This is a genomic window from Sphingomonas qilianensis (assembly GCF_039614825.1).
In the GTDB taxonomy this organism is placed as follows: domain Bacteria; phylum Pseudomonadota; class Alphaproteobacteria; order Sphingomonadales; family Sphingomonadaceae; genus Sphingomonas; species Sphingomonas qilianensis.
The window spans coordinates 167,537-185,329 of sequence record NZ_JBDIMF010000002.1; the positions used below are offsets into that span (position 1 = coordinate 167,537).

Here is a 17,793-nt window from a genome sequence, read left to right on the forward strand (position 1 = left end):
GGGCGTCAGTGCGCCGCTGTCAGGACATCCGGCTCATCGGGCAACGCATTCTCCAGGCGTTCGATCACACGCTCTCCAGCCGCAGTGAGCCTGTACAGGAACCGCGAACCGAAAGGGGCTTCCCGGTAGCGTTCTATTAGCTTCCTGCCGGGCCTGCCGTGCCTGTCGGTCTCCGCCAGGGCCTGCAGGTCCGTGTGGATGGTTGACGCAGGTCCGTCCACCTGGTTCGCGACTTCGAGCTGGGAGATTCCTGGGTAGCTCGCTACCGACAGAAAGACCATTGCTCGCCGTAGGGGAGCGCGACGCCCGATAGCGTCCTGTATCACTTCGGAAGCTACTTCGAGCTGGCCGAGTAAATGTTGTTCCCGTTCGGTCAGCGAAGCCTCCGGTGCGGCTATCTGTTCCATCGTGCAATCCCCCGCGCCGAAGGTGGTCGGCTTCGCTGGGGTATATGTGTCCTCTGGGGCGCGGTCGATCCGGGTTTACCTTTGTGGAATGTCCCGCGTTGGTGGCGTCCAGCGGCGTACCCGCGACACATCCAGGCCTGCGTATCTGTGCTGGTCGATCGCGAGGCCTAGCGATGCTGTCTCGCCGTACTCTTCGTTGGCGGTGGCGTTCTTGGGGCGGTGGCCCATAAGGTACTCGCGAGCATCACGCGGTAGCAGCGACTTGCGGGCAGCAGTCGACCAAGAGTGCCGGAACTCCCGCGACGGCTGGCGGCCCTCCCCAATGGGTTTCGCGCCGTGCTCCGCCACATACAGGCTCCACCACTCGCCGAATGTCGGGAACAGGAGATTACGGGCATTTTTAATTGTGAGCTTTGGGAACAGTGCGACCGTTCCCGAACCCTGCAGCCACGTTACGTAATCGAGGAAGCCAAGGTCGATAAGCGGCGCGGGGACTGGGAAGGTGCGAACGCCAGAGTCCTTCTTGGACGTTTTTAGGCTTTGCTGTCCCTTCACAGGGTGCACCCCCGCGTCTGTGATCGTCATCATCCAACGATCGCTGTCGGGGTCGCGAGCGATGTCCGCTACCAGCATCTGCGCGATCTCCTCGGGCCGCGCTCCTGTCCATAGGAGCATAAGCGGTATCCAATAACTGGCCTCCCCGCGCCCTCTCACAGGGCGTTCGCCGTGCGTAAAGATCGGCAGCGCCAAGAACGCCTGTATTTCCGCCAAGCTGAAACCGATGACCTTCCGGCGCTTAGTGCCCTGCGGTGACGTCCGCGCCTTGAACGGATTAGGCAGCTCCTCTGGAATGTCGCCAGCGGTGGCCGCCTTTGTCCACAGGGTTGCTAATGCGCCTACATGGCGGTCAAGCGTGACGGGCGATAGGCGAGGCACCTCGGGCCGGTTGGCGTACAGTGCCGCCAGTTCCTGCAGTGAGGCCGCCCGATGAACACGCGGCACCTTGGCGGGCCGCTGGGCTAGGAGGTTCAGCATGTCCGTGACGGCCCGCCTGCAAAGCGCTGCAGGCGTTACCGGGCCCAGCGCCTCGCGAAGGAACCGCAGCGCTGTCTGTGCACCTTGGCGCGTCGTGGGACTTATTGCCTGGTACGCGGCGTCCATCAAAGCGGTTGCGATCGTCTCGAAGGTCTCCTCCACGGGTGTTTCGCGTGGGGCTTGGAGGACTTCCGGTTGGCGGGGCGGGCGCTGGGGGGCGGCGGGGGTCGGTAGTACGGCACCCGTTTGGCGTTCGAGGATGATCGCGCTGGCGAGGATGGCCGTGTCATTAATCGCTCGGCATAGCTGGCGATAGGCGGGCGTTGCCGTGTCGAACAGCCAGCCCTCAAGGGCCGCGAGACGCGCCGCCGTAGCGGCCCATTCCGAACAGATGCCCTCTATGTCAGCAAGGGCCCGCAACGCCTGCCAGTAGGCCATGTCGCGCGTCGTGCGGGTCTCGGTATCTAACGCGCGTGTCAGGTGCCCCGTGCGCGATTTTCTAGCCACAAAGGCCGTGCTGCTGCCTGGGGTCCATCGAGCGTATTCGTCGTGGTCTAGCATCTCTACGCGGTAGGCCTCGGCAATGAAGGCGATCGTCGGCGTGTCCAGGGGGTCGAACGATCGCTTGGAGGCCCTCCGTGCAAGCGCCACCGTTCGATCATACAGCGCGGCGGCTTCCCGATATCTTTCCAGCACTCCCGGCGCGTCGATCTTGGTAGCTGCGAGCGACCGCTTGAGCTGTGAGTTCGGCGGCGGAATGAATGGGCGCAGGGCGATCGGATACACGCGCCGATAGATCAGTCGGCTCGTTTTGGGGTCGCATTCGACGTAGTCCAAGGCCGCTCCCATGCTGCTTAATGTCCTTCGCAATGTACCGTCTAGGACCTGCGAAGTCACTGAATTCTGGGATTTTCCCGGCTTTCCAGTCCCCTAGGAGGGGAGTGGTGCCCGAGGGCGGGTTCGAACCACCGACACCACGATTTTCAATCGTGTGCTCTACCAACTGAGCTACTCGGGCACACGGCACGTTTCCGCACCGGAAGCGCGCTCTTAGTCGGCGTGCCCACCGCTGTCCAGCCCATCCGGCATGCTATCTGACTCATCGCGCTCGGCCGGGCCGGCGGGGAGGCGATAGCCTTCGCCGAGCCATTGCAGCAGATCACGATCGCGGCAGCCCTGGCTGCAAAACGGCTTCTGCGCCGCGCTCGCGGGTTTGCTGCAGATCGGGCAGGTATCGGTCTTGGCCATCAGTCGGTCTCGAAGATTGCGGCGACGCCGGTGCGGCGGGCGAGCTCGGACGTCCATGTGGGGTGGCGCTCGAGAGTCGCAAGCATGGCTTTGCTGACACGGTGGTGGCGCGGCGCGGGCGGGGGCACGCGTTCGAGCTGGCGGAGCAAAGCGCGGGTGCGCGCGGCGGGATCGCTGCGCAGCAATTCGGGGAGCGACGCATGGAGGCGGGGGCGGACGATCTGGAGGAAACCGAAGCCGTTGACCGCGGTGCGCTCGAACGGCGGCGGCAAGGCGGCGTCGAGCGCGGCGGCGACCGCCTGGCGTGGCGCCTTGCCGGTGATCGTGGGAAAATCCACCCCGATCGAGCCGCCGATGGCGTGGCGGACGATCGCCTCGGCGATGGCGGTGGCGGCGGCGATGGCCAGCGGCTCGAGCGGGCCGACGCCGTCGACGTCGAACAACGTCATCGCCGGGGTCGGCGTCATGCGCAGCGCGCCGCCGGCAAAGCCGATCTCGCCGGTCAGCGCTTCCTCCAGCACTTCCGACCAGCCGGCCTGCTCCAGCGCGTCGGGCTCGTGCGGGCGGAGGATGCGGACCGGCACACCGGTAGCGGTGATGCGGGCGAGGAGATCGGGGCCGGGGGCGGGCGCGTCGTCGCTCGGGCTCGCCTTAGGGCGTTTGGGGCGGCCGGGCTCGGGGATCGCCGCGCGCACGATGCGGACGGTGAGGCTTGCCCCTTGCGTGATGCCGGGGGGCAGCGGGGACAGCGTCGCCTCGCTGCCATCCTCGAGCGTCAGGCGGGCTTCGCGGCCCTTGGTGGTGATCTCCGTGATCCGCGCCCGGGTGACGGTGCCGAGCCGGGGGCCGGTATCGTCGGGCTCGATCAGCGCCTGGACCAGGCGATCGCCCTCGACCAAAGCGGCGCGGGCCTCGCCGATGCCGGCCTCATAGAGCCATTCAGGCAAGGGGCACGCCGGCGCTGGTGAGCAAGGCGCGCGTTTCGAACAGCGGCAGCCCGACCACGCCCGAATGCGAGCCGGCGAGAAAGCGCACCCACGCCTCGGCGCGGCCCTGAATGGCATAGCCGCCGGCCTTGCCCATGCCCTCACCGCTGGCGACGTACGCCTCGATCTCGGCGGGCGAGAGCGGCTTGAACGCGACGATCGTGTCGCTGATCCGCGTGCGCGGCTTGCCGTCGCGGGCGATGACGCAGACCGCCGACAGGCAATGATGGCGGCGGCCGGACAGCAGCCCCAGCATCCGGCGCAGATCGGCGTCGTCGGCGGGCTTGCCGAGGATGCGGCGGCCGACCGCGATCGTCGTGTCGCCGGCGAGGATCACCTCGTTTGGCGCACGCGCCACCGCCTGCGCCTTGGCCAGCGCGATGCGCAGCGCGTAAGGACGGGGGAGTTCGAGCCGCAGCGGATCTTCATCGACATCGGGCGCGGCGATGCGGGACGGCGTGACGCCGATGCGCGCGAGCAGCTCCAGCCGGCGCGGGCTGGTCGAGGCCAGGACCAGGTCCGGCGCGGGGCTAACATCCGTCATGCTGAACTCGTTTCAGCAGCGATGCGCGGTCACCCGCCTCATCGACACTGTCATTGGGATTCCGGGCCGCGCCTGGATCCTGAAACGCGTTCAGGATGACGTTGTACTCGACGGCTTATTTGAAGCGGTACGTGATGCGGCCCTTGGTGAGATCATAGGGCGTCAGCTCGACCAATACTTCATCGCCCACCAGCACGCGGATGCGATTCTTGCGCATCTTGCCGGCGGTGTGGCCGAGAATTTCGTGATCGTTCTCAAGCTTCACGCGGAACATGGCGTTGGGCAAAAGCTCCACCACCTGGCCGCGCATTTCGAGCAATTCTTCCTTGGCCAAACAAACCTCTAGCAAATATCGGGAAATCGTGAACGCGGCCCTTAGCGGATCACGCGCGCAAAGGGAAGCGCGCGGGCGAAAGTCACGAAGGTCGCGCGCTCTGTGCGCGCGGGCGGGCGCGGGCGGTGGCGAATGTTGACAATGTTGAGACGCTGGCGCGGTTTTCGGGCGCGCCTGAAGGGGGCGGGGGGAGGGCGGCCAACGATGCGAAAGAGCGGGGGTTGGGGGGAGGATATATGGTGTTTGGCGTGTAGGACAGGGGGCTGCGTCCAACAAAATACGCTCCGCCTGTGTGGTCGCCGTGGCTTTGCCTACGCCGCCGCCTGTCCGGATTAGGCTGGATTGTTCGTTGCCAGGAACGCCTCCAGTTCTTGCAGGAACTGCAGCCGATCGGCGGCTTGCGAGAAATGATGGTCGCCTTTTGGTTGCTCGACATAGCGGTACGGCTTGCCGGCGGCCTTGAGCTTGTCGGCCATATCGCGTGATTGATCGACTGGGACGACGGTATCGGCCTTGCCGTGGATCATCAGCAACGGAATCGAGAAGTCCGCCGCGTGATTGATCGGCGAGACGCTTTTCAGATCCGGCGCCTGGGCCTTGAGATAATCCTTGCTGCGGTTGCCGTTGAGGAAGCGACCGTCATAGCGCAGCATGGCAGGCATGTCGGAGACGCCGGCGAACGACACCGCGCAGCGATAGACGCCGATATCGCGCTGCGCTGCGCGCAAGGCGGCATAGCCGCCATAGGACCCGCCGACGATGCACACGCGCTTGGCATCGGCAAGGCCGGTCGCGGCGGCCCATTTGACCGCGTCTGTCAAATCGTCCTGCATGGCCAGGCCCCATTGGCCCTTGCCCTTTTCCTCGAAAGCGGTGCCGTAACCGATTGAGCCGCGATAATTGGGCTGCAGCACCGCATAGCCGCGGCTGGCGAGGAACTGCGTCCACCAATCCCAGCTTTCGTCATCTCGCGCCGCCGGGCCGCCATGCGGCATCACGATCAGGGGCAAGTTCTTGGCCGGCTTCCCCTTGGGCAGGGTGAGCACGGCGGGAATTTCGAGGCCGTCGCGCGCTGTGTAGCGGATCGTCGAGACCGGACCGTAAGCGGTGATGGGCAATTTGCTGGTGGTGCGCGCGAACAGCTTCATCACGCCGATCGCGGGGCGATAGACGTAATAAGTGCCGGGGCGATCGGCGCCGCCGACCAGCACCATCAGCGTGGTGAAATCCCGACTCCACGAGACGATGCGCGCCTGACGCGGAGCGATCGCCTTGTCGATTTCGCTTTGCACGCGGGCAAGCTCCGGATCGAACCAGTGCGTGCGCGCCGCGGTATCAATATAGCGCACGCCGATGGCGCGCCCGCCCGCCGCATCGGTGATGATCGCGCCCATGTCATAGCCCGGCTTGCCGAACAGCTTCTTGCCGGTCTTGAGTGTGGCGAGATCGAAGTCGTACAGCGCGTCGAACCCATCATCGTCGCTGAAGGCGATGCCCTTGCCCGGCTCGGCCAGAAACATCGCGGGCACATCGCCGAGCGAAGCAATGGTGCCGCGCGCCTTCGCGACCGTGCGGAACGACTGATCGGCCCGATCGCGATAGAGCAAGCGATAGCCGCGCCGATCGTCATTGTAGGCGATGCCCAGGCGCACTGTGCCAGTGCCATCAGCATACCAGTCCATGACATGATCGGTAGGGCGCTGGACGGTTTTCGCTCGGCCGGTGGACACGTCATATTCGCGCACGACCGGCCAGAAATTGGGATCGCCCGAATAGATCGAGGTTTGCATCGCGATCGTCACACGCGGCGTGCCATCGCTGGCGATCCACAGGATGTCGTCGGCGTTCTGCGCCGCGTCCTTGCCCAAAGGCATGATCTTGGACCCGTCGGCCTTGATGCCAAACGCCCGGCGCAGGTACCAGCGATCGCCCCGCACGCCCTGCGTGGCGCCAATGCGCGCGACCAGCCAATCATCATTGACCCACGACCAGCTATTGAGATCGTTATCACCGGTGCCCAGCCGCACGATCTTCTTATCACTGTCGAGCGGGACGATGGCGAGCGCCTGCACGCCGTTGGAGGAGAGGCGGGCGGCGACCTGCGTCCCGTTCGGCGACACGACCGGCGTGGCGATGAACGGGAGTTCGGCGAATGCTTCGACGGGTGGCGGGGCGTCAACTGCCGGCACCGGCGCCGTCGGGCGCGCTGGGGCGGGATCGGGGGGCGGAGCTGCCGCGGTAAGCGACAGCGCGCAAGCGCAGGTGATTAGTGTGTTGGTCGTCATGGCCAGCCCCCCGGTTGCCGAGCCGTGTTAGCGTAGGCGGTGGGAGAATTAAAGTTATTGGTATCAAGGCCTGAAGGCGTCGTGGCGAAGCCACGCCGTCGGTCGGGGGCGTCGGGCGCCCCCCGCCGGGGCACCCCACAAAGTACTACTTTGTGGGGACCCCTCGGCCGGTCGCGCTTGCTTCGCTTTGCTCAGCCTGTGTTAGCAGCCAGGGCTGCTAACAGCAGCAGCGCGACTATATTCGTAATCTTGATCATCGGGTTTACCGCCGGGCCCGCCGTATCCTTGTACGGATCGCCGACCGTATCCCCCGTCACCGCGGCCTTGTGCGCTTCGCTGCCTTTGCCGCCGTGATGGCCGTCCTCGATATATTTCTTGGCATTGTCCCACGCGCCGCCGCCGCTCGTCATCGAGATGGCGACGAACAGGCCGGAGACGATCACGCCGAGCAGCAGCGCGCCCAGCGCCGCGAAGCCGCTGGCCTGCCCCGCCACCGCGGTGATGAGGAAATACACCACGATCGGCGCGAGCACGGGGAGCAGGCTGGGGACGATCATTTCCTTGATCGCCGCGCGCGTGACGAGATCGACGGTGCGCGCGTAATTGGGGCGGCTGGTGCCGGCCATGATGCCGGGATTGTCGCGGAACTGCGCGCGGACATCCTCGACCACCGCGCCCGCCGCGCGGCCCACCGCGGTCATGCCGAACGCGCCGAAGCTGAACGGGAGGAGTGCGCCGAGCAGCAGCCCGACGATGACATATGGGTTGGAGAGGCTGAAATCGACCGTCAGATCGGGGAAGAATTCGGCCAGATCGGTGGTGTAGGCGCCGAACAGGACGAGCGCGGCGAGCGCGGCCGAGCCGATCGCGTAGCCCTTGGTCACCGCCTTGGTGGTGTTGCCGACCGCGTCCAGCGCATCGGTGCGCTGGCGGACATCATCGGGGAGCCCGGCCATTTCGGCGATGCCGCCGGCATTATCCGTCACCGGGCCATACGCATCGAGCGCCACGACCATGCCGGCGAGCGCGAGCATCGCGGTGGCGGCAAAGGCGATGCCGATCACCCCGGCGAGCTGGTAACTGGCGATCACCGCGACCGAGATGACGAGCGTGGGGAGCGCGGGGCTTTCCAGGCTGACCGCGAGGCCCTGGATCACGTTGGTGCCGTGGCCGGTTTCGCTCGCCTTGGCGATGCTGCGCACGGGGCGATAATTGGTGCCGGTATAATATTCGGTGATCCACACCAGCGCGCCGGTGAGCGCGAGGCCGATCATCATGCACCAGAACAAGTCCAGGCCGGTGAACGATGCCGCGCGGGTGGCGCCGGCTGCGGCTTCGGTGGTGAGATTGTCGGACGCGGGATCGAGGAAGCCGGCGCCGCCGATCACCGCGCTCATGTCGCCGATCGTATATTGCGTGGCGAGATAGATCGCCGGGATCGACAGGATCACGGTGGTCCAGAAGCCCTTGTAGAGCGCGCCCATGATGGACTGGCCGCCATCTTTCCCAGGGGGGCCCAGCCGCACCATGTAGGTGCCGATGATCGAGGTGATGATGCACACGCCGCCGACGATCAGCGGGAGCGTCATCAGCTTGAGCAATTCGAGCGTGTCGGCTTTGACGAGCAGCGCGATCGACACCATCGTCACGCCGAGCGTGACGACATAGGTTTCGAACAGATCGGCGGCCATGCCGGCGCAATCGCCGACATTATCGCCGACATTATCGGCGATGGTGGCGGGGTTGCGCGGATCGTCCTCGGGGATGCCCGCCTCGACCTTGCCGACGAGATCGGCGCCGACATCCGCTGCTTTCGTAAAGATGCCGCCGCCTAGCCGCGCGAAGATCGAGATGAGGGATGCGCCGAACGCGAGCGCGACGAGCGAATCGATGACGATGCGATCATTGGGGGCGTGGCCGGCGGGGCCGGTCAGATACCAGAAGAAGCCGGCGATCGAGAGCAGGCCGAGCCCCGCCACGAGCATGCCGGTGACCGCGCCCGAGCGGAACGCCATGGTGAGCCCGCCCTGCAGCGAGGTGCGCGCGGCCTCGGCGGTGCGGACATTGGCTTTGACCGAGACGTTCATGCCGATGAAGCCGGTGATGCCGGAGAGGATCGCGCCGATCAGGAAGCCGGTGGCCGAGACCAGCCCGAGGAACCAGGCGACGATGATCGCGACCGCGACGCCGACGATGGCGATGGTGCGATATTGCCGCCCGAGATAGGCCCTGGCCCCTTCCTGGATCGCGGCGGCGATATCCTGCATGCGTTCGTTGCCGGGGCTGGCGGACATGACCTGGCGGCTGGTGACGATGCCGTAGAGTACGGCGATCAGGCCGCACACGATGGCGGCATAAACGATCTGCATGCTCTCTCCCTCTCTGTTCTATCGGGGGAGCCGATGCTTTGCGCCGTGCTCCCACGGTGGGGCGGAAGGTATAGGGCGCTTAGGGGGAGCGCAAGCCGCGCTAGGAAGCGTGTTGGAAGCCGAGTTTTCCGGGCAGCGGAAGGGGTTGGACGCCATGTTTGAGGGTCAGGGCGGTGCCGTGGGTGAAGTGGCCGACGCAGGTGGCGGGGACGGGCAAGGCGCGCTCGGCGGGGGCGGCGAACAGCAATTGATAATCATCGCCCGCGGTGGCGGCGGCGAGGCGGGCGGCGCGGTCGGTGCCGGCAAAGGCGGCGTAGGCGGGGGAGAGCGGGATGGCCGCGAGGTCGATCGTCACGGCGAGGTCGCTGGCGGCCGCCATGCGCTCGGCGTCGATCAGCAGGCCATCGGAAATGTCCATCATGGCGTGGACATGGGGGCCGAGCGCCTGACCCTCGGCGAGGCGCGGCTGGGGGCGGCGATAGGCGGCGAGCAGTTCGGCGGGGCCGTCTTTGCCCAGCGCGATGGCGAGGCCAGCGCCGGCATCGCCGATCGTGCCGGTGACGTACAGCGCATCGCCGGCGCGCGCGCCGCTGCGCGGGGGGGCGGGGGCGTCCGCGCCGATCGCGGTGAGCGTCAGGACGCGGGGGGCGTGCGGGGGGAGCGAAACGGTGTCGCCGCCGAGCAGGGGGGTGCTGAAATGGGTCAGCGCGGTGGCGAGGCCGGCGAGGAAGGCGGCGTCCCAATCGTCCGCACCACGCAGCGGATAATTGAGCAGCACGCCGACCGGGGTCGCGCCCTTGGCGGCGAGATCGGAGAGGTTTTGCGCGAGCAGCTTCCACGCGACGTCTGCCGGCCGGTCACCGGCGAGATAATGCACGCCTTCGACCAGCGTGTCGGTGGTGAGGATGTAGCGGCCGAGCGTCGCGGTGTCGTCGGTCAGGCTGTGCGCGCCGGGGTGCAGCGGGAGCTGGCGCAGGGCGGCGAGGAACTCGGCTTCGGTCACGGTTCGCGTTTGGCGCCGTCGAGCGTGCGCGCGCGCCGCGCGCTCTCGCTGGCGCTGGCCGCGCGCTCCGCCTTGCTCTGCCCGAACGCCGCGCGGTTGGCGTCGGCCACCGCCGCCGCGGCGCTGCGCGCCCTGGCCTTGCGCGCGGCGCGGAGGTTGACGATCTCGGCCACGCTCAGCCGCGCACATCCTTGGCGATGGCGTCGAGCAGGCCGTTGACGAAGCCGGCTTCGCGCTTGTCGAAGAATGCATGCGCGACATCGACATATTCGGTAATCACGGTGCCGACCGGCACGTCGGCGCGGGCGAGCAATTCGTAGCAGCCGGCGCGCAGGATCGCGCGCATCGCCTTGTCGAGCCGGGCGAGCGTCCAGCCGGTCGACAGCTTGGCGGCGATCGCGGCGTCGATCTCGTCGAGCCGGGCAGAGGTGCCTTTGACGATGTCGTCGAAGAAATCGATTTCGGCCTCGGCATATTCGGCATCCTCGATCGTCGCGCCGAGCCGGTGATTGTGGAATTCGTGCAGCAAGGTGGGGACCGGCGTGCCCTCCATATCGTGCTGGTACAGCGCCTGGACGGCGGCGAGACGCGAGGCGGCGCGCGCCTGGCTACGGGCTTTGGTGCGAGCGGGGGTGCGGGGATTGGGGGAGGTCATGCGCGGGGGCTATAGAGGAGGACGTTCAAAAAATGAACCTGCTTCCCCCGGCGGCACGGCAAGACGCCGACAAATGCTCCAACCTTGGTCACCCCGGACCTGGTCCGGGGTCCACCGGGCGGCAGGGTATGCGCTTCGAGGCTCGACCGCTGCGCCTGCGGCTTGGTGGACCCCGGACCAGGTCCGGGGTGACGAGAGGGGTTATAAACGCAACGCGACCGACCTGGCGTGGGCGGGGAGGCCTTCGGCTTCGGCGAGCGCCACGGCCGCGGGGCCGATCGCGGCGAGGCTGGCGGGATCGAGCTGCAGAAAGCTCGTCCGCTTCATGAAATCGAGCACCGACAGGCCGCTGGCGAAACGCGCGCGGCGGCCGGTGGGCAGCACGTGGTTCGGTCCGGCGACATAATCGCCGATCGCCTCGGGCGTGTGGCGGCCCATGAACACCGAACCGGCGTGGCGCACGCGATCGAACAGCGCTTGCGGATTATCGCAGGCCAGTTCGAGATGCTCGGGCGCGAGGCGATCGACCAGCGGCAGTGCTTCCTCCAGGCTGGCGGTGACGATGATCGCGCCATTGGCGTCCCACGCGGTGCGCGCGGTCTGCGCCGTGCTGAGCGTGCCGATCTGCAGATCGACCGCGTCCGCCACGCGCTGCGCAAACGCCGCATCGTCGGTGAACAGAATCGACTGGCTGGTGGGATCATGCTCGCTCTGGCTGAGCAGATCGGCGGCGATCCAGTTCGCGTCGTTCTGGCCATCGGCGACGACGACGATCTCGGACGGGCCGGCGACCATGTCGATGCCGACCACGCCGTACAGCTGGCGCTTGGCCTCGGCGACCCAGGCATTGCCGGGGCCGGTGATGACATCGACCGGCGCGATCCGGCCGGTGCCGTAGGCGAGCGCGGCGATCGCCTGCGCGCCGCCGATCCGCCACATTTCGGTGACCCCGGCGATGTGCGCGGCGGCGAGGACCAATGGGTTGATCTCGCCGTTGGGCGTCGGCGTGACCATCGCGATGCGCTCGACCCCGGCGACGCGCGCGGGGATGGCGTTCATCAGCACGGACGACGGATAGGCCGCGCGGCCGCCGGGGATATAGATGCCGGCGGCTTGAATCGCATTCCAGCGTGCGCCGAGGCGGACGCCGGCGGCGTCGGTGGTGTCGCTGTCGGAGGGGCGCTGTTTTTCGTGATACGCGGTGATGCGTTCGGCGGCGAGGTTCAGGGCATCGCGCAGCGCGGGGTCGAGGCCTTCATAGGCAGCGAGCCACTCGCTTTTTTCGATGCGCCAGCCGGTCTCGTTCAGATCGTGATGATCGAACTTTTTGGTGAACGCGGCGAGCGCGGCATCGCCTTCGTCGCGCACGCTGGCGACGATCGTGCGCACGTCGCGGGCGACGTCGGCGTCGGCTTCGCGGCGCGCGTTGACGAGCGTCGTGAAGGCGCGACCGAAGGCGGGGTCCGAGGTGGAGAGTTTGATCAAATCCCCCTCCCACTTGTGGGAGGGGTTAGGGGAGGGCGTGTCTTCACGTGGCGGTCTCCATGGTGACAGGCCCTCCCCCAGCCCCTCCCGCAAGCGGGAGGGGAGAAGAGACGGCACGGCGGAATGCCTCGACCAGCGGCACGATTTCCGCGCGCGTCTTGAACGCGGCGCGGTTGACGATCAGCCGCGAGGTGACCTCGGCGATGACTTCGACCTCGACCAGGCCATTTTCCTTCAGCGTCCGCCCCGACGAGACCAGATCGACGATGCGCGGCGCTAGCCCCAGGAGCGGCGCCAGCTCCATCGCGCCGTTCAGCTTGACGCATTCGGCCTGTACGCCGCGTGCCTTGAAATGCGCCGCCGTGACGTGCGGATATTTGGTGGCGATGCGGACATGGCTCCAGCCGCGCGGGTCGTCCGTCGCGGCGAGCGCGGCGGGCTCGGCTACCGAGATGCGGCAATGGCCGATGCCGAGATCGACCGGGGCGTAGAGCTCGGAATAATCGAATTCGGCCAGCACGTCGGAACCGACGATGCCGAGCTGTGCGGCGCCATGCGCGACGAACGTCGCGACATCGAAGGCGCGGACACGAATCAGATCGATGCCGGGCTGATTGGTGGCGAAGCGCAGCGCGCGACTGTTTTCGTCGCTGAACGCGGCTTCGGGCTCGATTCCCGCACGGCGCAGCAGCGGCACGGCCTCGTCGAGGATGCGGCCCTTGGGGATGGCGATGATTAACGGCTGAGGCATAGGCTCGGGCTTTACGAGGGGGTGGGGCAGGGAGCAACACCGCCGTGAGGGAGCGGGCGATGACGAACGGCGAGAACGTGCGGGAGGCATTCCTGATCCAGGAACATTATTGCGCGGCGATGGACGCGCCGATCTATGCGCGGATCTGCGCCGTGCTGGCGCGGGGATTGACCCCCGACAGCGCGGTGGGCGCGCGGGTGCTGGGTTGGACGGGGGAGCCGACGCGCGATGCCGTGCCGCTGCGGCTGATCGGCGGGCTGCATGCGCTGGTCATCGCCGGACAGGATGACGAACTCGCCACCGTGTTTGCGGGCAAGGTGCGCGAGGCGGCGACAATTGTCGGGGTCCTAGAGCGGGTGCTGGCGCGACACGAGGCGGCGCTGATGCCGTGGCTCGACGGGCCGCCGCAGACCAACGAGCCGGGGCGATCGGCGGCGCTGATGACCGGGCTGCTGGAGGTGGCGCGGACGTGCGGGCCCAGAATTGAGATATTGGAGATCGGCTCGAGCGCGGGGCTCAACCTGCTGATCGATCGCTATCGGTTCGATCTGGGCGGTACAGTGGTGGGGCCGGTGGACTCGCCCGTGCGCCTGAAGCCCGACTGGTCCGGTGCCGCGCCTGCGCCGGTGGAGATCGAGATCGTGGCGACGCGCGGTTGCGACGTGGCGACGATGGCGGCGACCGATCCGGCGGTGGAGGCGCGGCTCGCGGCCTATGTGTGGGCGGAGACGCCAGAGCGGCTGGCGCGATTGCGCGCGGCGATCGGCATGTTGCGCGAGCGCGGCGTGGCGCTGGACCGGGCCGATGCGGCGGATTGGCTGGAGGCGCGGCTGGCCGAGCCCCAGGCGGCGGGGGTGACGCGCGTGCTGATGCATTCGGTGGTGTGGCAATATCTGCCCGAGCCGGTGGCCGAGCGCATCCGCGTGGCAATGGCGGCGGCGGGCGCGTGGGCGACGGCCGAGCGGCCGCTCGGCTGGGTGGCGATGGAGCCGGATCGGTCGCTGGCGCAGCAGGTGGTGCGCGTGCGTAGCTGGCCGGGCGATGGGGCGTGGCAGGTGCTGGCGACGGCGCATGCGCATGCTGCGTGGGTGAAATATGGTGTGCCGGAGGCGGGCGCGGGGATCGCCTTGCCGGCGGGGGCGAAGATTACCGTCTGAGCTGCAGGTGGCGCGTTTGTGGATGGGCTGGGTTGGTTCGCGCAGAGGCGCGGAGGACGCAGAGATATTCGCGGCACCGGCATCTCTCGATTATGATGCAGAGCGGTCGGCTGGTTGTTAAATGTCGCAGAGCGACAAGCATGCCCGTCTCTGCGGCCTCCGCGCCTCTGCGCGAACCAACTTCCAGTAAAGAAGCCGCCGCTATTTATCCGCCCAGCCACGCCCTGATCGTGTGAACCACCGCCTCGGGGGCTTCCCAGGGGACGAAGTGACCGGCATCGACATGCACCACCGTGAGGTCGGGCACGAGCGCATCGAGCCCCTCCAGCTGGCTTGGCAGCAGCGCCTTGTCCTGCATGCCCCAGATGACCAATGTCGGCTGCGTCACCGGGGGGAAGGGCGCGTCGAGAAAGGCCGGGCGCTCGGGCGTTTCGTCCATGCCGGGAACGACGATCTGGCTGGCGCGATACCAGTTGAGCATCGCGGTCATCGCGCCGGGCTGGCTCCATTCATCGAGATAGGCGGCCTTGTCCTGGCCGGCGACGGTCTTGGTCAGCACCTTGGCGAAGGTGGTGCCGAAGAAACGTTCGAGGCCGGCGCCGATCAGCCCCTGATCGAGCGACGTATCGCGGAATTTGGTGATATACTGGCTGGCCTCGCGCTGGGCCGGATCGTCGAACAATGTCTTCTGGAAGATATAGGGGTGCGGCGCGTTGACGATGATCAGCCGGGCGATGCGGTCCGGGCGAGTCAGCGCGGCCATCCAGGCGATCGCGCCGCCCCAATCATGGCCGACCAGGGTGAAGCGATCGATCTTATAGTGATCGGCGAGCGCGATGAGATCGGCGACGATCTTGTCGGGCGTGTAATCGCTGACCTGTGCCGGCTTGGACGAGCGGGCATAGCCGCGCTGATCGGGGGCGATCACGTAGTGCGTCCTGGCGAGCTCGGGGATGATGTGGCGCCACGTGCGGTGCGATTCGGGGAAGCCGTGGAGCAGGATGATCGCCGGGTTGGCGGGATCGCCTTCGGCCGCGACGTTCAAGGTGACGCCGGTGGAGAGGGTTACAGGTGTCAGGTTGAAATCAGGCATTTCTTCTCCCCTCCCGCTCGCGGGAGGGGTCGGGGGAGGGCCTGACCAGTCACGCGCGGTACTTGTGGACATGCCCTCCCCTAGCCCCTCCCGCAAGCGGGAGGGGAATTTTACGGATAGCTGACCGTCAGCGGGATTTCGGGAATCGGGATCCATTCCTGGTCGTCGCCGGGCACCTTGGGGAACGCGCCCGCTTTCCACGCGCGTTTGGCTTCGTTGATACGATCACGGCTGGAGCTGACGAAATTCCACCATACGTGGCGCGGCGTGGCGAACGCCTCGCCGCCGCACAGCATCACGCGCCCGCCGGTGGCCGAGCGCAGCGACGTGGCGATGCCGGGTTTGAGCACGTACAGCACCATCGGCTCGAGCGGGATGCCGTCGAGCGTCGCCTCGCCCATCGAGAGGTATACCGCGCGCTCGTCCGCTCCGGCGTCGATCGGCACGGCGCCGCCGGCATCGAGCACGATATCGGCATAGATCGTGCTGGCATAGGTGGTGGTCGGCGCGGACACGCCCCACAGATCGCCCATGATCACGCGCGCTCTTGCGTTGCTGGTCTCCACCGTCGGCAGCGCGGCCTTTTCGACATGCTCGAACGCCGGATCCATCTCCTCGTCTTTTTCGGGCAGCGCGATCCAGGTCTGGATGCCGGACAATTGCGGGCCGGTGGCGCGCTCGGACACAGGCGAGCGTTCGGAATGGACGATGCCGTGCCCCGCGGTCATCAGATTGACCGCGCCGGGCGCGATCGTGGCACAAGTGCCGAGCGAATCGCGATGATCGAGCCCGCCGGCATAAAGATAGGTCACCGTCGCCAGATTGATATGCGGATGCGGGCGCACGTCGATCCCGTTGCCGATGGCGAGCTGCGCCGGGCCCATCTGATCGAAGAACAGGAACGGGCCGACCATCGTGCGCTGCTTGTTGGGCAGCGTGCGATGCACCTTGAAGCCGCCGAGATCGTGGCTGACGGGGGTGATGGTCTGCAGGAACAGATCGTCATTGGTCATCGGTGGCCTCCAGCAGGGCGAGCAGGTCTTCGGGATAAATGGTTTCTGCGTGGCCGGCGATGTCGGCGCGGTCGAACCAGCGCCAGGCGCGCATCACGCGGCGTTCGAGCGCGGTATGGCCGCTGGTGTCGATGTCGGCGACATCGCTGCGCACGCGGAAATAGCGTTCGTCGGCGGTGACCTCGACGCCCTCGAGCGTGAGGAAATCGGCGCTGCGCTGGGCGATCTGGCGGCCCGGATCGAGCGCGAGGCCGGTTTCCTCGATCAGCTCGCGCGCGGCGGCCTGCTCGTAGCTTTCGCCCGCATCGACCGCGCCGCCGGGCGTGCACCAGAAAGCCGGGCGGTCATCGGGGGTGAAGCGGAACAGCAGCACGCGGCCGGCGGGATCGGTGAGCAGGATGCGCGCGGCCGGGCGGGGGCGCCGTGCCGTCATTCGCCGGGCGCGCGCGCGCGGATGGCCAGCGCGTGGATGCGATCGCGCAGCAGATCGGCCAGCGCCTGATTGACCAGGCGCTGGCGCTGGACGCGCGACACGCCGGCGAAGGCGGCGCTTTCGATCTCGACCGAGAAATGTGATTCGCCGGTGCCATCATCGCCCATATGGCCCGCATGCTGCGCGCTATCGTTGCTGACGGCGAGATGCGTCGGGGCGAGCGCTGCGGTCAGCCGAGCGGTGATCTGATCGGCGATGGATGCGGTGGGCGGCGTGGTGGGCGTGGTGGCGAGGTCTGTCATCCGCCCTATATAACCTCCTTTTGGCATTCGGGGAGCCGCGTGGCGGACCAGCGTGAAAAGAAGGACCGGCCGGGCGTGCGGTTTCATGGCCGCATTGCGGATACCGGGCAGGTGTGCGCCGAGCCCGGCTGCCGGGAGCCGGGCGAATTCCGTGCGCCGCTGCTGGACGGCGTGGGCGGCGGGCATGAGGGGCCGCGGCCGTATCGCTGGCTGTGCCTGGAGCATGTCCGCGCGTTCAACGCCGGGTATAATTTCTTCAACGGCATGAGCGTGGACGAGATTCACGATGCGCAGCGGCCCTTTGCCGGGTGGGAACGCGAGACGCGCGCCTTTACCGGCACGGGCGGTGCGGACCGGCCGCCCAAATGGGCCGATTTCACCGATCCGCTCGATGCCATCGGCGCGCGCTTCCAGCGCAAGGCGGAGGCGGCGCGGCAGGATGGCCGGCCACTGTCCGAAGTCGATCGGCGCTCATTGAAAGTGCTCGGGCTCGGCACGGATGTCGACCGGCGCGGGCTCAGGTCGCGCTATGCGGAACTCGTGCGCAAGTTTCATCCCGATCGCAACGGCGGCGATCGCAGCCACGAAAAGGCGCTGCAGGAAGTGATCGCGGCTTATACGCAGCTCAAAAGCGCGGCGGCGTTTGCGTGAGGGTATAAGGGGCGGTCGCGACAACCGCCGTACGTCACCCCA

General features: G+C 67.2%; 19 protein-coding genes and 1 tRNA gene. 2 read left to right on the forward strand and 18 right to left on the reverse strand.

Features of this window, described 5'->3' with window-relative positions; translation table 11 throughout:
• Positions 1 to 5: 5 nt before the first annotated feature.
• The 14 genes from ABC969_RS07270 to hisG all read right to left on the reverse strand — a co-directional run bounded on the left by ABC969_RS07270 (position 6) and on the right by hisG (position 13,102).
• The gene (locus ABC969_RS07270; protein ID WP_345864020.1) at positions 6 to 407 is read right to left on the reverse strand and encodes a hypothetical protein; all 402 of its coding nucleotides are present in this window, start codon (positions 405 to 407) and stop codon (positions 6 to 8) included.
• 75 nt (positions 408 to 482) lie between these two features.
• On the reverse strand, positions 483 to 2,279 hold the full coding sequence (locus ABC969_RS07275) for a hypothetical protein (RefSeq protein WP_345864021.1): 1,797 nt from the start codon (positions 2,277 to 2,279) through the stop codon (positions 483 to 485).
• 105 nt (positions 2,280 to 2,384) lie between these two features.
• Positions 2,385 to 2,460: transfer RNA gene (locus tag ABC969_RS07280), tRNA-Phe, on the reverse strand.
• A gap of 32 nt (positions 2,461 to 2,492) precedes the next feature.
• A complete protein-coding gene (locus ABC969_RS07285) occupies positions 2,493 to 2,690 on the reverse strand; it encodes a DNA gyrase inhibitor YacG (protein ID WP_345864022.1) in 198 nt (65 codons plus the stop codon).
• Entirely contained in the window at positions 2,690 to 3,637 is a 948-nt protein-coding gene (locus ABC969_RS07290) for a ribonuclease (RefSeq protein ID WP_345864023.1), read from the reverse strand. Before ABC969_RS07290 ends, ABC969_RS07285 begins: the two co-directional genes overlap by 1 nt.
• Complete coding sequence (locus tag ABC969_RS07295; protein ID WP_345864024.1) at positions 3,630 to 4,220, reverse strand: Maf family protein; 591 nt, start codon at positions 4,218 to 4,220, stop codon at positions 3,630 to 3,632. The genes ABC969_RS07290 and ABC969_RS07295 overlap by 8 nt, the downstream gene beginning before the upstream one ends.
• A 115-nt stretch (positions 4,221 to 4,335) precedes the next feature.
• On the reverse strand, positions 4,336 to 4,554 hold the full coding sequence (infA, locus tag ABC969_RS07300; RefSeq protein ID WP_010162480.1) for a translation initiation factor IF-1: 219 nt from the start codon (positions 4,552 to 4,554) through the stop codon (positions 4,336 to 4,338).
• 332 nt (positions 4,555 to 4,886) lie between these two features.
• Positions 4,887 to 6,839, reverse strand: coding sequence for an alpha/beta hydrolase family protein (locus ABC969_RS07305; RefSeq protein WP_345864026.1), 1,953 nt, complete (start codon positions 6,837 to 6,839; stop codon positions 4,887 to 4,889).
• Between the two features lie 191 nt (positions 6,840 to 7,030).
• A complete protein-coding gene (locus tag ABC969_RS07310) occupies positions 7,031 to 9,208 on the reverse strand; it encodes a sodium-translocating pyrophosphatase (protein WP_345864027.1) in 2,178 nt (725 codons plus the stop codon).
• Between the two features lie 100 nt (positions 9,209 to 9,308).
• On the reverse strand, positions 9,309 to 10,211 hold the full coding sequence (thiL, locus tag ABC969_RS07315) for a thiamine-phosphate kinase (protein ID WP_345864028.1): 903 nt from the start codon (positions 10,209 to 10,211) through the stop codon (positions 9,309 to 9,311).
• Positions 10,208 to 10,384: a DUF4169 family protein gene (locus ABC969_RS07320; RefSeq protein WP_345864029.1), complete on the reverse strand. Its 177-nt coding sequence runs from the start codon at positions 10,382 to 10,384 to the stop codon at positions 10,208 to 10,210. The genes thiL and ABC969_RS07320 overlap by 4 nt, the downstream gene beginning before the upstream one ends.
• Before the next feature lie 2 nt (positions 10,385 to 10,386).
• On the reverse strand, positions 10,387 to 10,866 hold the full coding sequence (nusB, locus tag ABC969_RS07325) for a transcription antitermination factor NusB (protein ID WP_345864030.1): 480 nt from the start codon (positions 10,864 to 10,866) through the stop codon (positions 10,387 to 10,389).
• Between the two features lie 201 nt (positions 10,867 to 11,067).
• The gene (gene hisD, locus ABC969_RS07330; RefSeq protein ID WP_345864031.1) at positions 11,068 to 12,351 is read right to left on the reverse strand and encodes a histidinol dehydrogenase; all 1,284 of its coding nucleotides are present in this window, start codon (positions 12,349 to 12,351) and stop codon (positions 11,068 to 11,070) included.
• Between the two features lie 43 nt (positions 12,352 to 12,394).
• Positions 12,395 to 13,102 (reverse strand): ATP phosphoribosyltransferase, encoded by a 708-nt coding sequence (hisG, locus tag ABC969_RS07335; RefSeq protein ID WP_345864032.1) that lies wholly within the window; start codon positions 13,100 to 13,102, stop codon positions 12,395 to 12,397.
• A gap of 59 nt (positions 13,103 to 13,161) precedes the next feature.
• Between hisG and ABC969_RS07340 the strand changes: the two genes are divergently transcribed.
• On the forward strand, positions 13,162 to 14,259 hold the full coding sequence (locus ABC969_RS07340; protein WP_345864033.1) for a DUF2332 domain-containing protein: 1,098 nt from the start codon (positions 13,162 to 13,164) through the stop codon (positions 14,257 to 14,259).
• A 205-nt stretch (positions 14,260 to 14,464) separates the two neighbouring features.
• On the opposite strand, the gene ABC969_RS07345 is transcribed toward ABC969_RS07340, so the two are convergent.
• From ABC969_RS07345 to ABC969_RS07360, 4 genes are all read right to left on the reverse strand, one after another.
• Positions 14,465 to 15,352, reverse strand: a complete 888-nt coding sequence (locus tag ABC969_RS07345) for an alpha/beta fold hydrolase (protein ID WP_345864034.1) — start codon at positions 15,350 to 15,352, stop codon at positions 14,465 to 14,467.
• Between the two features lie 110 nt (positions 15,353 to 15,462).
• Positions 15,463 to 16,365 (reverse strand): pirin family protein, encoded by a 903-nt coding sequence (locus ABC969_RS07350; RefSeq protein WP_345864035.1) that lies wholly within the window; start codon positions 16,363 to 16,365, stop codon positions 15,463 to 15,465.
• A complete protein-coding gene (locus tag ABC969_RS07355) occupies positions 16,355 to 16,798 on the reverse strand; it encodes an NUDIX hydrolase (RefSeq protein WP_345864036.1) in 444 nt (147 codons plus the stop codon). The genes ABC969_RS07350 and ABC969_RS07355 overlap by 11 nt, the downstream gene beginning before the upstream one ends.
• Positions 16,795 to 17,100, reverse strand: coding sequence for a BolA family protein (locus tag ABC969_RS07360; protein WP_345864037.1), 306 nt, complete (start codon positions 17,098 to 17,100; stop codon positions 16,795 to 16,797). Before ABC969_RS07360 ends, ABC969_RS07355 begins: the two co-directional genes overlap by 4 nt.
• Positions 17,101 to 17,139: 39 nt before the next feature.
• Between ABC969_RS07360 and ABC969_RS07365 the strand changes: the two genes are divergently transcribed.
• Positions 17,140 to 17,751 (forward strand): J domain-containing protein, encoded by a 612-nt coding sequence (locus ABC969_RS07365; RefSeq protein ID WP_345864038.1) that lies wholly within the window; start codon positions 17,140 to 17,142, stop codon positions 17,749 to 17,751.
• The last annotated feature ends 42 nt before the right edge of the window (positions 17,752 to 17,793 follow it).

What these genes read in the sequence shown, in the direction of transcription:
- ABC969_RS07345 (WP_345864034.1), bottom strand. Translation starts at nt 15,352, where the DNA reads ATGCCTGATTTCAACCTGACACCTGTAACCCTCTCCACCGGCGTCACC.
- ABC969_RS07355 (WP_345864036.1), bottom strand. Translation starts at nt 16,798, where the DNA reads ATGACGGCACGGCGCCCCCGCCCGGCCGCGCGCATCCTGCTCACCGAT.
- ABC969_RS07310 (WP_345864027.1), bottom strand. Translation starts at nt 9,208, where the DNA reads ATGCAGATCGTTTATGCCGCCATCGTGTGCGGCCTGATCGCCGTACTC.
- nusB (WP_345864030.1), bottom strand. Translation starts at nt 10,866, where the DNA reads ATGACCTCCCCCAATCCCCGCACCCCCGCTCGCACCAAAGCCCGTAGC.
- ABC969_RS07350 (WP_345864035.1), bottom strand. Translation starts at nt 16,365, where the DNA reads ATGACCAATGACGATCTGTTCCTGCAGACCATCACCCCCGTCAGCCAC.
- hisG (WP_345864032.1), bottom strand. Translation starts at nt 13,102, where the DNA reads ATGCCTCAGCCGTTAATCATCGCCATCCCCAAGGGCCGCATCCTCGAC.
- ABC969_RS07305 (WP_345864026.1), bottom strand. Translation starts at nt 6,839, where the DNA reads ATGACGACCAACACACTAATCACCTGCGCTTGCGCGCTGTCGCTTACC.
- ABC969_RS07340 (WP_345864033.1), top strand. Translation starts at nt 13,162, where the DNA reads ATGACGAACGGCGAGAACGTGCGGGAGGCATTCCTGATCCAGGAACAT.
- ABC969_RS07360 (WP_345864037.1), bottom strand. Translation starts at nt 17,100, where the DNA reads ATGACAGACCTCGCCACCACGCCCACCACGCCGCCCACCGCATCCATC.
- ABC969_RS07285 (WP_345864022.1), bottom strand. Translation starts at nt 2,690, where the DNA reads ATGGCCAAGACCGATACCTGCCCGATCTGCAGCAAACCCGCGAGCGCG.
- ABC969_RS07295 (WP_345864024.1), bottom strand. Translation starts at nt 4,220, where the DNA reads ATGACGGATGTTAGCCCCGCGCCGGACCTGGTCCTGGCCTCGACCAGC.
- ABC969_RS07270 (WP_345864020.1), bottom strand. Translation starts at nt 407, where the DNA reads ATGGAACAGATAGCCGCACCGGAGGCTTCGCTGACCGAACGGGAACAA.